General features: G+C 64.5%; 14 protein-coding genes (1 of these 14 cut by a window edge). 1 reads left to right on the forward strand and 13 read right to left on the reverse strand.

All coding sequences use genetic code 11. From position 1 onward, the window contains the following. The 3 genes from AC0IYS_RS29185 to AC0IYS_RS29195 form a co-directional block, all read right to left on the reverse strand. Window positions 1–362, reverse strand: partial view of a TldD/PmbA family protein gene (locus AC0IYS_RS29185; RefSeq protein ID WP_471708451.1) — the beginning only. The gene continues 1,276 nt to the left of window position 1, outside the view; the window shows 362 of its 1,638 coding nt (coding positions 1–362); its start codon is at window positions 360–362; its stop codon lies off the left edge, out of view. A gap of 171 nt (window positions 363–533) precedes the next feature. Next, window positions 534–1,871, reverse strand: a complete 1,338-nt coding sequence (locus AC0IYS_RS29190) for a TldD/PmbA family protein (protein WP_471708452.1) — start codon at window positions 1,869–1,871, stop codon at window positions 534–536. 18 nt (window positions 1,872–1,889) lie between these two features. Next, window positions 1,890–3,527 carry a TldD/PmbA family protein gene (locus AC0IYS_RS29195; protein ID WP_471708453.1) on the reverse strand — a complete coding sequence of 546 codons (1,638 nt, stop codon included), beginning with the start codon at window positions 3,525–3,527 and terminating at the stop codon, window positions 1,890–1,892. A 464-nt stretch (window positions 3,528–3,991) separates the two neighbouring features. On the opposite strand from AC0IYS_RS29195, the gene AC0IYS_RS29200 reads away from it, so the two are divergent. Beyond that, window positions 3,992–4,813: a class I SAM-dependent methyltransferase gene (locus tag AC0IYS_RS29200; protein ID WP_471708454.1), complete on the forward strand. Its 822-nt coding sequence runs from the start codon at window positions 3,992–3,994 to the stop codon at window positions 4,811–4,813. Between the two features lie 14 nt (window positions 4,814–4,827). Here AC0IYS_RS29200 and AC0IYS_RS29205 read toward each other — a convergent pair whose 3' ends face one another. From AC0IYS_RS29205 to AC0IYS_RS29250, 10 genes are read right to left on the reverse strand one after another with little or no spacing between them, the layout of a single operon-like run. Next, complete coding sequence (locus AC0IYS_RS29205) at window positions 4,828–6,303, reverse strand: methyl-accepting chemotaxis protein (protein ID WP_471708456.1); 1,476 nt, start codon at window positions 6,301–6,303, stop codon at window positions 4,828–4,830. A gap of 44 nt (window positions 6,304–6,347) precedes the next feature. Next, window positions 6,348–6,845, reverse strand: a complete 498-nt coding sequence (locus AC0IYS_RS29210; RefSeq protein ID WP_471708457.1) for a chemotaxis protein CheW — start codon at window positions 6,843–6,845, stop codon at window positions 6,348–6,350. Window positions 6,846–6,858: 13 nt separating this feature from the next. Next, a complete protein-coding gene (locus AC0IYS_RS29215; RefSeq protein WP_471708458.1) occupies window positions 6,859–8,547 on the reverse strand; it encodes a methyl-accepting chemotaxis protein in 1,689 nt (562 codons plus the stop codon). Between the two features lie 36 nt (window positions 8,548–8,583). Further along, a complete protein-coding gene (locus tag AC0IYS_RS29220; RefSeq protein WP_471708459.1) occupies window positions 8,584–9,657 on the reverse strand; it encodes a protein-glutamate methylesterase/protein-glutamine glutaminase in 1,074 nt (357 codons plus the stop codon). Further along, window positions 9,654–10,160 carry a chemotaxis protein CheD gene (locus AC0IYS_RS29225; protein ID WP_471708460.1) on the reverse strand — a complete coding sequence of 169 codons (507 nt, stop codon included), beginning with the start codon at window positions 10,158–10,160 and terminating at the stop codon, window positions 9,654–9,656. The genes AC0IYS_RS29220 and AC0IYS_RS29225 overlap by 4 nt, the downstream gene beginning before the upstream one ends. A gap of 7 nt (window positions 10,161–10,167) precedes the next feature. Beyond that, entirely contained in the window at window positions 10,168–10,974 is an 807-nt protein-coding gene (locus AC0IYS_RS29230; RefSeq protein ID WP_471708461.1) for a CheR family methyltransferase, read from the reverse strand. A 32-nt stretch (window positions 10,975–11,006) separates the two neighbouring features. Next, window positions 11,007–11,600, reverse strand: a complete 594-nt coding sequence (locus AC0IYS_RS29235; RefSeq protein ID WP_471708462.1) for a chemotaxis protein CheW — start codon at window positions 11,598–11,600, stop codon at window positions 11,007–11,009. Window positions 11,601–11,621: 21 nt separating this feature from the next. After that, window positions 11,622–13,829 carry a chemotaxis protein CheA gene (locus AC0IYS_RS29240; RefSeq protein WP_471708463.1) on the reverse strand — a complete coding sequence of 736 codons (2,208 nt, stop codon included), beginning with the start codon at window positions 13,827–13,829 and terminating at the stop codon, window positions 11,622–11,624. A 19-nt stretch (window positions 13,830–13,848) separates the two neighbouring features. Beyond that, the gene (locus AC0IYS_RS29245; RefSeq protein ID WP_471708464.1) at window positions 13,849–14,157 is read right to left on the reverse strand and encodes an STAS domain-containing protein; all 309 of its coding nucleotides are present in this window, start codon (window positions 14,155–14,157) and stop codon (window positions 13,849–13,851) included. Beyond that, the gene (locus AC0IYS_RS29250) at window positions 14,154–14,522 is read right to left on the reverse strand and encodes a response regulator (protein ID WP_090325726.1); all 369 of its coding nucleotides are present in this window, start codon (window positions 14,520–14,522) and stop codon (window positions 14,154–14,156) included. Before AC0IYS_RS29250 ends, AC0IYS_RS29245 begins: the two co-directional genes overlap by 4 nt. Between the last annotated feature and the right edge of the window lie 15 nt (window positions 14,523–14,537).

The following is a 14,537-nucleotide window of genomic DNA, read 5'->3' on the forward strand; positions in this document are numbered from 1 at the left end:
GCGACCGCCTGGCGCGCAGCTTCCGCCACCGAGTCCAACGTCATGACGTTGGTCGAGCAGAAGCCGTAGGCGCCGCCGGCGATCACGCGCACACCGACGCCGGAGGATTCGGTGTTGACGATGTTTTCCACGTTCAGGTCGCGCGTGGTGATGAACTGGTTCAGGTAGCGGCCGATGCGCACGTCGCAATAACTGGCGCCGGCCTTGGTGGCGGCGTTCATCGCGGCGTCGGCCAGCGATTTTTTGAATTGCACGGCCATGGGATTGAGCAGCTCCTCGGCCGCGATGGCGTTGCCGAAAACCGGGATCAGCAAACTGCCGCCGGCGGCCGCGCCGACTTTTAGAAATGAACGACGTTCCACATGAACTCCTGAAAAATATGATCGAGTAAGTGGCGGCGCATGCATGGCGGATTACGCTGCGCTAATCCGCCCTACGTGGTTCCGCGCGACGCACGCGCCGCAGTCGAAGAGATACGTAGGGCGGATTAGGCGGAACGCCGTAATCCGCCAATGCCCGCGCGGCCCGCGTCTTTACACCGCGTCCGACAGCGACGTGAAGTTGAAGTCGCGCACCCGCATCGCCGGAATCAGCAACTGGTAATCCGACTCGTCGCCCGACAGGATCTCCGGCTTGCCCAATTCATCGATATTGTTCAACATCGACACCGGGCTTTCATTGAAGCGGAAGTTCTTGATCGGGTGCTTGATCTTGCCGTTCTCGATGTAGAAGGTGCCGTCGCGCGTCAAACCGGTCAACAGCACCGACTGCGGATCGACCATGCGGATGTACCAGGTACGGGTCACCAGCACGCCCTTCTTGGTGTTGGCGATCAGCTCCTCGGTCGACTTGTCGGTACCGGCCATGATGATGTTGCCGGGTGCGCCGATGGCGCGCTTGCCCTGCTTCTTCGCCCAGTACGTCGAGTAGTTCAAGGCGTTGATCTTGCCGTTCTTGATCAACTCCTGGTGCTCGCGCGCCAGCATGCTGCCGTTGTCCCACGGGAGCACCGCCACATTCTTGTCCCACGGGTCTGCCCACACATTGACCTGCTCGTCGAACAGCTTCTCGCCCATGCGGTTGCCGCCGCCCTTTTTCGACAGGAAGCTGCGGCCCTCGTCGGCCTGGCGCGCGTCGAAACCGTTGAACATATAGGCCAGCAGGTCGGACGTGGCGGCTGGCTCCAGGATCACCGTATAGCGGCCCGGTTCCAGCGCCTTGGCCTCGACCGACCGCAACGCCTTTTCGATCGCCACGTTGGACGCTTCACGCGCGTCGAATTTGCTGGCGTCGCCCACGCTGCGCTTGGCCCAGCCGGAACCGCGGCCATCCTCGGTGCGCACGGTCACGCTGAAATCGAGGCCGGTGTCGCGCTGGAAGCCGAACACGCCGTTCGAATTGGCGATGGCGGTGAACTTGGAAGTATCGGTGAAGAAGCCCGCCGCCACCAGCTTGTTCTTTTTGCTGTTCTCGATGCTGTACGCCGCCACCTGGGCGCGGAATTCAGGATCGATGTCGGCGGTCTTCTGGAAGAAGGTCTCGCTGGCCTTGTACTGCTGCTTGCCCGGCGTCGGCATGAACTCCGGGTTTTCCGGCGCCAGGCGCGCCAGGTCCTCGGCGCGGCGCACGGCCTTCTCCAGCGACTTGTCGTCCAGCTCATTGATGGTGGCGATACCCTGCTTCTTGCCGAAAGCGACCGACACCACCAGCTGCGTATCCTCGATCAAGCCGGCGGTCGACACGGCGTTGCGCGCGTAGCGGATATTGCCGGTGCGGCTGCCGCTCAGGTTCACTTCGCACTGGTCGGCCTTGGTCAGCGACAGCACCTTGTCGCAGATACGCTTGGTCTCTTCTTGACTCAAATTCTTCATATTCTCTGTTCTCCAGGCTTAGCCGATTTTGCGTGCGGTGTTGATGACGTTGATGCCGTTGAAGCGCGTGGTGCTGGCGCCGTGCGACACCACCGACGACTGCGAAGGCTGACCCTTGCCGTCGAAGAAGGAGCCACCCATGCGCCAATCGCGCTCGTCGCAGATGCCGGCGCAGGCGTTCCAGAATTCCTGCGTGTTGGACTGGTAGGCGACGTCCTCGAGCATCTGGCCGATCTTGCCGTTCTTGATTTCGTAGAACAGCTGTCCGCCGAACTGGAAGTTGTAGCGCTGCTGGTCGATCGAGAACGAGCCGTCACCGACGATGTAGATACCTTTCTTGACGTCCTTGATCATTTCGTCAGGCGTCATCTTCTTCTTGCCCGCCTGGAGGGAGACGTTGGGCATGCGCTGGAACTGCACGCTGCTCCAGTTGTCGGCGTACGAGCAGCCGTGCGACTCTTTTTCGCCGATGATGTGGGCCTGGTCGCGCGTGGCCTGGTAGTTGACCAGGATGCCGTCCTTGATGATGTCCCAGCGCTTGCACTTGACGCCTTCGTCGTCGTAGCCGACGTTGGCCAGCGAGCCTGGCGTGGTCTTGTCGGCGACGATGTTGACGATGTCCGCGCCGTACTTGAACTTCTTGCTCTGCCACTTATCGAGCGTGGCGAAGCTGGTGCCGGCAAAGTTGGCCTCGTAGCCCAGCACGCGATCGAGTTCGGTCGGATGGCCCACCGACTCGTGGATGGTCAGCCACAGGTGCTCGGGCGACAGCACCAGATCGTACTTGCCCGGTTCGACCGACTTGGCGGTCAGCTTTTGCTTGGCCTGTTTGCCCGCCGCGCGCGCGTCCTCGATCAAATCGTAGGAACCGGTGTACAGCGTGGTCACGCCGCCGGCGGCCTTGATCTTGTGCTCGGGGCGCGCGTCCAGGTATTCGTAGCCCATGCCGACCGGCGCCGACAAACCCTGGCGCGAGCGGAACTTGTTGGTCTTCTTGTCGACGGCGGTGGCGAACACCGGCATCCACAGACGGTGCAGGTCCTGGTCGATGTAGGAGCCGTCGGTCGATGCGAAGTACTTCTGCTGGTTCACCTGGAACAGCAACGATTGCATGAAGCTGGCGCCGCCGTCCATGCCGGCCTTGTTGGCGGCGATCAGCAGGTCGGCCTTCTCCTTGATCGGCACCGTGCGCCAGTCCTTGACGATCGGCGTGGCCCACGACACTTCGCCCACGCCCTTGACGGGGGCCAGTTGAACGGGTTCGGTTTGCAGCCTGGCGTTGGCCTTGGCGATGGCGACCGCCTGGCGCGCCGCGGCGGCCACGCCGTCCGGGGTCATGTCGTTGGTGGCGGCGAAGCCGTAGGCGCCGCCGGCGATCACGCGCACGCCGACACCGGCCGATTCCGTGTTGACGACGTTTTCGACATTCAGGTCGCGGGTGGTGATGAACTGGTTCAGATAGCGGCCGACGCGCACGTCGCAGTACGAGGCGCCGGCCTGGGTGGCCGCCGTCATCGCGGTATCGGCCAGCATCTTCTTGAACTGCACGGCGACCGGCGCGAGCAGCTCCTCGGCGGCGATCGCGCGACCGAAGGCGGGCAGCAGCATCGTACCCAGGGCCAGACTACTAATATTGAGGAAAGCACGTCGTTCCATCGTATCTCCAAACGTAAGGCAATGATTGTGGGCCAGCCGCCCAAGGTTCTGCTTTGCTTTTATTTGCTCTTCTAGCGCGTCCTACTCTGATAGCGCTTGCTTCTTTACGTGACACCTGAATATCCGTCGCCGTTTCCGCACGATTGCCAATATTAGCGCCGGATCAGGAATCGGGATAGGCAAAATGTATGCCATCCACCACAACGAAACACTGTGTTACAAGAGTCCCCGGACGGGGCGTCGAAGGTGGGAAAAGTGTCCGCGAAAGTGTCCGCGAAGTGTCCGGCAGGTGTCCGCGAGTGTCCGCGTCCGGCGCGACGAGGTCCAGCCTAACGCGCGGCGACGGCACGCCGCACTTCGGTGGTGCGGCCGTCGCAATTCGCTTGATCTTTTTGCATGCATGGCCGATGATCGCGCAGGGCGGGCGACTGCGCGCCGCCAACCGAACCCTCAGGAGACTTTGCATGAAGAGATATCTCGTGGCCGCCCTGGCCACCACCACGCTGTTCGCTGCAAGCGGCGCGATCGCCGCCACCGAAGCGGCCGACGCCAAACTGAAGGCCGCCGTCGCCGCCAGCACCCGCACCCCGGCCAACGTGCAGCGCGACGCCTACCGCCACCCTTACGAGACGCTGGCGTTCTTCGGCATCCGCCCGGACATGACGGTGGTCGAACTGGCGCCGGGCGCCGGCTGGTACACCGAGATCCTGGCGCCCTACCTGCGTGATAGCGGCAAATTGATCCTCGGCGGCGCCGACCTGGCCGCGCCGGACGAACGTGAACGCAACTCGGCGCAGCGCGTCATGGCGCGCCTGAACGCCAATCCGGTGTACAACAAGGTGGCGCTGGGCGTGTTCTCGCCGCCGCGCAAATATGAATACGCGCCGGCCGGCAGCGTCGACATGGTGCTCACCTTCCGCAACATCCACAACTGGATACCGGCCGGTCCGGAGAATATGAAAGCGCTGTTTGCCAGCGTCTACACGGCGTTGAAGCCGGGCGGCGTGTTTGGCGTGGTCGAGCATCGCCTGCCGGCCAACAAGACCCAGGACGAAACGGCCAGCAGCGGCTACATGCACGAGAAGTATGTGATCGGCCTGGCCGAGGCGGCGGGCTTCAAGCTGGCGGCCAAGTCGGAAATCAACGCCAACCCGAAAGACACCGCCGACCACAAAGGCGGCGTCTGGGCGCTGCCGCCGACCTACGGTAATAAAGACGAGGACCGCGCGAAGTACCAGGCGATCGGCGAAAGCGACCGCATGACGCTGAAGTTCGTCAAACCGTAATCATGTGACGGGGATCAGAACCGGGTGAACTTGTTCTCGTCCGGCGATCCCTGGGCGGCCGCCGAGACAACCCGTGCCGAACGTGCCATCGGCGCCGCCGCTCCCTTGATGGAAGCGGCGCGCCGCGCCGGCACCCGCTCCTCGACCGCATAGCGTTTGAATACCGCCATCAACTGCCCCAGCTGCTCGGCCTGGGCGCTCATCTCCTCCGACGTCGCCGCCAGTTCCTCCGAGCTGGCCGCGTTCACCTGCGTGGTCTGGCTAAGCTGATTGACCGCGCTGTTAATCTGACGCACGCCGGAGCTCTGTTCTTCCGACGCCGCCGATATTTCCTGCACCAGGTCCGACGTCTTGCGGATATTGGGCACCAGCGCATCGAACATCACGCCGGCCTGCTCGGCCAGATCGACGCTGTCGGCCGCCACTTTGCTGATCTCCTGCGCCGCCACCTGGCTGCGCTCCGCCAGCTTGCGCACCTCCGCCGCCACCACCGCGAAGCCCTTGCCGTGTTCATGCGCGCGCGCCGCCTCGATGGCCGCGTTCAGCGCCAGCAGATTGGTTTGATAGGCGATATCGTCGATGATGCTAATCTTGCTGGCGATCTGGCGCATCGCCGCCGCCGTCGCCTTCACCACTTCGCCGCCCCGCGTTGCATCCACGGCGGCCTGGGTGGCGATGCCGTCGGTGACCTTGGCGTTTTCGGTATTCTGCGCGATCGACGCCGTCATCTGCTCGATCGAGGCGCTGGTTTCCTCGACCCCGGCGGCTTGCTCGCTGGCCGCCTGCGACAGCGACTGCGCCGTCGAACTGACTTCCTGCGACGCCCCGGCCAGGCCGGCGACCACCATCTGCACTTCGCGCACGATGCCCGACAGGCTGCGCGCCAGCCATACCGCCAGCACGCATCCCAGCATGGCGATCACGATGTCGACCGACAGGATCAAGCGCTTGGCCGATTCCGTTACCTCGGTCATGGCCGCCGATTCACGGTCGGTGACGTTGTCGTTGAGCTTGAGCAGCTTGCGGAAGGCGCCGGCGATGGCGGCGTCGGCGCCTTTGATGGACTTGTCCATTTCCGTCGCCGTCATGCCTTTCGCCTGCATCGCTTCCAGCTCGACCATGCTGTCGCCATAGGCCTTGACGCCGGCCGCCACCTCGCCCAGCAGCACCTGCTCTTCTTCGCTGAGCGGGCCGACTGCCTTGTAGTTGGCCATTTCCTTGTCGATATTGGTCAGCGCGGCGCGGAACTGGGTGTTTTGCTCGCCGCCGCGCAGGATATAGTTCTTGAATTGCTGGACCGCCTGGCCCTGCGAGATGACGCCTTCGAGCACGGCGTTCTTGCGCGCCAGCGTGACGCTCTCGAAGTGCCCCCATTGATCGTGAAGCGCCGTCAGTTTGGCGAAGGCGATAATCCCCAGCGCCACCACCAGTAATACGATGGCGCCGAACCCGGCATGCAGCCGGGTCTCCATTTTCATTTGTTTGAACATGATGGTTCTCCAGGGTGATTTGTTGGTGTAGAAGCGGTGCGCGCCTACACGTGATCGAGGGCGGCGGGAGCGATGGCGGCCAGGTCGCCGACCGACGCCACCCGCCGCACGTCGAGCAGCAGCACGAAGCGGCCATTGACCTTGCCTATCCCCTGCAGCATCTCGGCCCGCACCTGCGCGCCAAGGCTGGGCGCCGGCTCCACCTCGGACGCTGGAATGTCGAGCACCGCGTTGACCGCGTCGACCAGGATGCCGATCACGAAGGCGCCGGCGCCGGCGTGGCCATCGACTTCGACGACGATGATGCAGGTGCGTTTGCTGACCGGTACCGGCTCGCGCTCCAGCCGGCACGCCAGGTCGAGCACCGGCACCGCCGTGCCGCGCAGGTTGATCACGCCGCTGATACAGGGCGGCATTTGCGGCACAGGCGTCACGCCCGCATACTCCAGTATCTCGCGCACGGCCAGGATACCCATCGCGAACATGTCCTGTCCCAGCATGAAGCTGAGATATTGCGGCTCAGCGCCTTGTACGTTGCTCATCATCGGTCCCGCTTTAGAATTTAACGAAATGCGATTCGTCCGGATCGGCCATGTCCATCATCTGCTTGCTGCTGCCGTGGCCCGGACGACCACGCCCGTTGCCTGGCTTGGCCGGCCTGGCCGGCGCCCGGGTGGTGCGCAGCGGTCGCGAGGCGCCCGACAGCTTGAAGAAGGACATGGTCTCCTGCAGTTGCTCGGCCTGGCCGCTCATCTCCTCGGCGGTGGCGGCCAGCTGCTCGGAGGCGGACGCGTTCTGCTGCGTGGTCTGGCTCAATTGCGTGATGGCCGAATTGATCTGGCCAACGCCGGCCGATTGCTCCTCCGACGCCGCCGTGATCTCCTGCACCAGGTTGGAGGTGCGGCGGATGTTGGGCACCATTTCATCGAGCAGATGGCCGGCCTTCTCGGCCAGCTGCACACTGCTGCTGGCCACCTGCTCGATTTCCTGCGCCGCGATCTGGCTGCGCTCGGCCAGCTTTCGCACCTCGGCCGCCACCACCGCGAAGCCCTTGCCATGCTCGCCGGCGCGCGCGGCCTCGATTGCCGCGTTCAGCGCCAGCAGGTTGGTTTGATAGGCGATATCGTCGATGATGCTGATCTTCTTGGCGATCTGCTGCATCGCGGCCACCGTCGACTTGACCGCGTCGCCGCCTTCGACCGCTTCAACAGCGGCCTTGCTGGCGATACCGTCGGTGACCTTGGCGTTCTCGGTGTTCTGCGAAATCGACGCCGTCATCTGCTCGACCGAGGCGCTGGTCTCCTCGGTGCCGGCGGCCTGCTCGCTGGCGGCCTGCGACAGCGACTGCGCCGTCGCGCTGACTTCCTCGGAGGCGCTGGCCAGCGACTCGGCACCGTTGTTCACGTCCTGCACCACCTGCGAGAGCTTGTCGATCATGCCCTTCATCGCCGCCAGCAGGCTGGTGGTGTCGCCCGCTTTGACCTGCACGTCGGCGCTCAAATCACCGTCGGCCACCTTGCGCACGATCTCCGCCGCGTAGCCCGGGTCGCCGCCCAGCTGGCGCATGATGCCGTTCAGGATGATCAACCCTATCGCCGCCAGCAACGCCAGCGCGACACCGCCGCTGACGTACATGCTGTTCATGGCGCTGGCGGAAGCGACATCGGCGTGTTTGACGTCGTTCTCACCGTATTGGACGTTCAGCGCCACCAGTTTGTTGAGGCTCTCCTCGGCGGCGGCGAAGGACGGACGGTTTTCCTGCAGCGTCTTATGCAGGAGCGCGAACAATTCCCTGCGCTTGCCTGGCTCCGCGCGCGCTATCTGCGCCGCGATGTCGGTGATGGCCATGTCGCGCGTCTTCCAGGTATCCCACTGTTTGGCGAAGGTCTTCCATACGTCGGCCTCCTCCGGCTCCTGCGGCAAGGCGTCATAGGTTTTCCAGGCCGCGTCGACCGCGCTCCAGGTGTCCTGCTTGCGTTTTACCTCGGCGGCGATATCGTTGGCGTCTTCTGGGAACATGCCCATCGCGTCGATGAAGCGGCTCGACGAGCGCAGCGCGGTCTGCGCTTCGTTGATGACCATCAAAGCCCGTACCGAGGGCATGCGGTTCTTGCCCAGTTCATTGAGCATCTCCCCTTGCCCCTTCAAGCCGGAGAAGGCAATGAAGACCACCACCACAAGCGCCAATATCGCTACGGCGAGCAATGCCAGGATCTTGGTCCTGACGGTCAGGGTTGATAGCATGATGGTTCCTTCCGTGTGATGCGGATAAAAAGCGATTTATAGGGCCAATTGCTGCAGGATTTCGCGATAGATCGCATTGAGTGCTACTGTTTTTTCGACGCCGCCGCGCTTGACGGCCTCCTTGGGCATGCCGTAGACCACGCAACTCGCCTCGTCCTGCGCGACGGTGCGCGCGCCGGCCTTGAGCATCTCCAGCATGCCGGCGGCGCCGTCGTCGCCCATGCCGGTCATGATCACGCCCAGCGCGTTGGCGCCAGCCGCCCGCGCGGCGGAGCGGAACAGCACATCGACCGATGGCCGATGGCGGTTGACCAGCGGGCCGTCGACCACTTCCACAAAGTACTGGGCGCCGGTGCGGCGCAACAGCATATGCTTGCCGCCGGGCGCGATCAGCACCTGGCCCTGGAGCACGCGGTCGTTGTTGGCCGCCTCCTTGACGCGCACCGCGCACACGCTGTCGAGGCGTGCCGCGAAGGCGGCGGTGAATTTTTCCGGCATGTGCTGCACCACCACGATGCCGGGGCACACGCGCGGCAGCGATGTGAGCACCTCTTCCAGCGCCTGCGTGCCGCCGGTGGAGGTGCCGATCGCCACCACGCGCTCGGTGGTGGCGGTCATCGGCCGGGCATCGGCCGGCGGCAGCACGGCGTCCGCATTGAGCTTGGCGGCGACCGGCGGCGCCGGCGCCCGGCCCGCCAGCTTGCCCACGCGCGCGCCGGACGCCGCCCGCACCGCCGACACCAGTTCGTCGGCGCTATCGTGCAGGAACTGCTTGAGGTCCAGGCGCGGTTTGGTGATGATGGCGACCGCGCCGGCGCCCAGCGCCTCGACCGAGGTCTGCGCGCCCTTCTCCGTCAACGTCGAACAGATCACCACCGGCGTCGGACGCTCGGCCATGATCTTGCGCAGGAAGGTGATGCCGTCCATCTTGGGCATCTCGACATCGAGCACGATCACGTCCGGCCACTGCACCTTCATGCGCTCCATCGCCAGCAGAGGATTGGCCACCGCGTAGGTGACGGTGATGCCCGGCGAGGCGTTGAGCAAGCCGCTGAGGACCTGCCGCACCACGGCCGAATCGTCGACGATCATGACGTTGATTGTACTCATGCGTTTTCCCTGGTGCGGGCAGCTTTCGGTTCCGGCGGAACCTGGCGGCTGAGTACATCGCCGCTGCGGATGGTGAAGATCAATTGCCGGTGCCCTTCGCCGAACAGGCTCTCGGAGACGACGTGGATGCCGTTCTTGTGCAGCATTTCGCGCGCGAAGTCGCCGTTTTGCAGGCCGATGTCGCGCACATTGGGATTACGGGGAAACATGGCGCCGCCGCCGAAGATCTTGGCCTGGCACTGGCCGGGCGCCACGTCGTGGCGCGCCAGGCCGTCGAGCAGCAGGTGCATGGCGTCGTCGCCGTACATGCCCGGCTTGTCGTGGGCTTTTCGATGTCCCGTGCCCGGCAGCAGAAAGTGCGACATGGCGCCGATGCGGCGCGCCGGGTGCCACAGCGTGACGGACACGCAGGACCCCAGCAGCGTGCGCACGCGATAGCGCTCGTCGCCGACGAAATAATCGCCGGACATCAGAAAGACATCGATCAGTTTCGAATCGGGCATGGCGCCGCTATGCCTTCCTGTAGATCGATGGCGCGACGACCGACATGGTGTCGTTGATGTCGTTCAGGGTCTCGGAGTGGCCGATCAGGAAATAGCCGCCGGGACGCAGCTGGGCGAGCAACCGTGCCACCACCTGGCGCTTGGTCTCCAGGTTAAAGTAGATCATGACGTTGCGCAGGAAGATCACGTCGAAGCAGCCGATCTTGGGCAGCGGCGCGTTCAGGTTCACCTGCTGGAACTGGACCCGCTGGCGCAACGCGCGCTCGATCAGCATGGTGCCGACCTCGCTGCCCTGGCCCTTGAGGCAAAAGCGCTTCAGGTAATCCTGCGGCATCTGGCTGGCGCGCTCCATCGGATAGTGGCCGCTTCGGGCGCGCTGCAGCACCCGCGTGCTGATGTCGGTGCCCAGCACTTCCCAGGCGGCGTCGCCCAGCACGTCGGCCAGCACCATGGCGATACTGTAGACTTCCTCGCCGCTCGAGCTGGCGGCGCTCCACACGCGCATCGTCTGGCGCTTCTCGCGCGCATCGAGGGCCAGCTCGCGCAGCAGCTGGAAGTGTTTGGGTTCGCGGAAAAAATAGGTTTCGTTGGTGGTCAGCAGATCGACCGCCATCTGCAGCTCGGCGGGGTCCGAGCGGCTTTCGAGCAGGCGCAGATAGTCGCTGTAGCTATCGAGTTGGTAATGCGCCAGGCGCTTGGCCAGGCGGCCGCTGACCAGCGCCTGCTTGCCATTGGACATAGTGATTCCGGCGGCGTCGTAGATGAAGCGCTGGAACTGCATGAACTCACGATCGGAGATGGCTACCAAGGGCATGACGCGTCACATTCAAAAAATCTGGAGAACAATCAGGAAAGCAGCGGGGGAGCGGCGGCTGCCGCGCCGCCGGCGGCGGAACGGGCCATCTCCACCACCTCCTCGGTCGACAGCACGCGGTCGATCGCCAGCAGGATGACGAACTTGCTATTGAACTTGCCGATGCCGGCGATGAAGTCGGGACGGATGCGGGTGCCGAACGACGGCGCCGGCTCGATGTCGCCGGCGGCGATTTCCACCACCGCGTTGACGGCGTCGACCAGCATGCCCAGCACCTGCTTGCCGTCGCCGCCGGCGCCCGCGACTTCGACGATGACGATGCAACTGCGCTTGGTGATGGCGCTGGGACTGCGGCCGAAGCGCGCCGACAGGTCCATCACGGGCACCACCGCGCCGCGCAGGTTGATCACGCCGCGCACGCAGGCAGGCATCATCGGCACCGTGGCCAGGCTGCCGTACTCGATGATCTCCTTGATGTGCAGGATGCCGACGGCGAACTGCTCCTCGCCCAGCATGAAGGTCAGGAACTGGCTCGGCAGCGCCGCCCCGCTTTGCAGCGCGACGATCGCACTGCTGCCGTAGGTGACGATGTTGCTGGCGGCGGCGTTGGCCGACTGGTTAACCATATGCGTAGTCTCCTCGTTTCACTAGGCGGCCAGGGCCACCGTGCCTTTGCCGCCGACGGCCTGCATCAGCGAGGCCACGTCCAGGATCAGCGCCACCTCGCCGCTGCCCAGGATGGTCGAGCCGCTGATGCATTTGACTTCGCTGAACATGGGGCTGAGCGGCTTGATGACGGTCTGGAATTCGCCCAGCAAGGTGTCGACCACCAGGCCGGCGCGGGTGGTGCCCAGCTTGAGCACCACGATACTCTCGCGCCGCGTGGCCGCGCCGTCGATGCGGAACAGCGAGCGCAGACGGATGAACGGCAGCACCTGTCCGCGCAGGTTGCAGTAGTCCTGCCCCGGTTCGGTGGCGAACTCGATGCACTCTTCGATCATGTCGAGCGGGATGACGAACACCGAGCCGCCCACCTGCACCAGGAAGCCGTCGATGATGGCCAATGTGAGCGGCAGGCGCACGGTGACGGTGGTGCCGGCGCCCTCCCTGCTGCTGACGTCCACGCTGCCGCGCAGCGCGGTGATATTGCGCTTGACGACATCCATGCCGACCCCGCGCCCGGACAGGTTGGTGACCTTCTCCGCCGTCGAGAACCCGGCCTCGAAGATCAGGTTGTAGATTTCGCTGTCGCTCAGTTTGCGCTCCGGATCGACCAGCCCGCGCTCGACCGCCTTGGCCAGGATCTTCTCCTTGCGCAGACCGCCGCCATCGTCGCTCACCTCGATGACGATGCTGCCCGATTCGTGGAAGGCGTTCAACTTGATCATGCCCTTGGCCGGCTTGCCGCTGGCGATGCGCACATCGGCCGGCTCGATGCCGTGGTCCATGGCGTTGCGCACCAGGTGCATCAACGGGTCGCCGATCTTCTCCACCACGGTCTTGTCCAGCTCCGAATCCTCGCCGTCGACCATCAGGCCGATGTCCTTGCCCAACTCGCGCGCGACATCGTGCACCACGCGCTGGAAGCGGTTGAAGGTGGCGCCGATCTTCACCATGCGCAGCTCGAGCGCGGCGTCGCGCACCTCCTCGACCAGGCCCGATAAGGTCGACGTGCATTCCTGCAGGTCGGTGTTGTGGATCTGCTGGCCGATCATGCTGGCGCGTGCGCCGGCGATGATCAACTCTCCCACCAGGTCGATCAGGCGATCGAGCTTGTCGGAATCGACCCGGACCGAGCGGCTCTCCTGCGCCTTCTGCTCGACCACCTGCTTTTGCTTCGCCAGCGCCGCCTCCACCACCACCGGCGGCACGTTGCCGGCGGCGACCAGGATGCTGCCCAGGCGCGGCGGCGATTCATCTCCGCCATCCTTGCCCTTTACCTCGCCGCTCGATTGCTGTTGCAGCGCGCCGGCAAGTTCGGACGCGGTCACACTGCCGCACAGGACCAGGATCTCGCCCAGGCGCGTGGGCTGCTCCGGCAAGGCGCGGATCAGATCGACGTACTGCGACACTTTGCTGTGCGGCGGGATGATGCGGATCTCGCAGTCGTCTTGCACGAACTCGAACACGCCGACGATGGCCTCGCGGTCGGCGTTGCTGTCGAAGGCGATCTCGAAACCCAGATAGCACAGTTCCGCGTCCATCTCCTCGGCCGCCGGCATGGCGTCGGGCACGGTGGCGATGCCGACGATCTTGCCCAGTTTGGCCAGATAGCGCAGGAACGCGATCGGATCCATCCCGTTCTGCAAAACGCCACGGCCGAAGCGCAGCGAGATGTGCCAGTAGTCGCTGTCGCCGGCCACCTTGTCGATGCGCTCGACGCCCGGTTCCGACTGCACGGTCAGCGACTGCGCCGAGGCCGGGGCGGACGCGCCGTGGGCGGGTTCGGCCCCGCCGTGGCCGCCCGACATGTGCCGGCGCAGCTGGTGCAGCAGCATCTCGCCCTCGGGCGCGGTATCGGGATCGGCCTCCAGCTGGCCGGCGGCCAGCGCCTCGGTCATGCCGGACAAATAATCGCAGCACGACAGCAGCAGCACGATCATTTCATCGTTGATCACCACGCGGCCGTCGCGCACCTCGTCGAGCAGGCTTTCCACCACGTGGGTGAAGGCGACGATGTGATCGAGGCTGAACAGGCCCGCCGAGCCCTTGATGGTGTGGGCGGCGCGGAAGATGGCGTTGATCGCCTCGCCCTGGTCCCCGGCGATGTCGATGTTGAGCAGCGCGTTCTCCATGTCCTCCAGGAGTTCGCGGCTTTCGGTGATGAAGGTCTGTAGCGCTTCGTCCAGGTTCATGACTGGCCTTCCGATGAATTTAGCTGTGGATCAGCAGGGCGTCGCCGAAGAAGGCGCCCAGGTTGAGCATCTCGACAATCTCGACCACGGCGGGGCTGTGGTTCAGCAGGCGCAGTTCGCGCTTGTCGGCGGCGGCGGTGTTCTTGGCCAGCATCAGCACCTGCAGGCCGGCCGTATCGAGCTCGGTGACGCCAGACAGGTCCACTTCCAGCACGGGCGACTTGCGCAGCGCCTCCAGCACCGTCACCTTCAGATCGGCGGCGCGGTAGATCGTCAGCTCGCCGTCGATGGCGAGACGGGTCACCCCGGTGGCATCGTCGGAACTCATGGCAGCACCAGCTTGGCCACGGCGCCGAGCAGCACCTCAGGCTTGAACGGCTTGACCACCCACGCCTTGGCGCCGGCGGCCTTGCCCTCCTCCTTCTTGCCCTCCTGCGATTCGGTGGTGAGCATGATGACCGGCGTGAAGCGGTAGTTCGGCAACTGCTTGAACTCCTTGACGAAGGTGATGCCGTCCATATTGGGCATGTTCACGTCGCACACCACCAGATGGATTTTCTGGCCGGTGCATTTGGACAGCGCGTCGACACCGTCGCGCCCTTCGATGACATCGTAGCCCGCGCCCTTGAGCGCGATGCCCACCACCTGGCGCAGAGACGCGGAATCGTCGACCACCATAATCGTTTTTGCCATGGCTTATGTACCCTA

The sequence above is a fragment of the Duganella sp. AC237 genome (genome assembly GCF_979254035.1).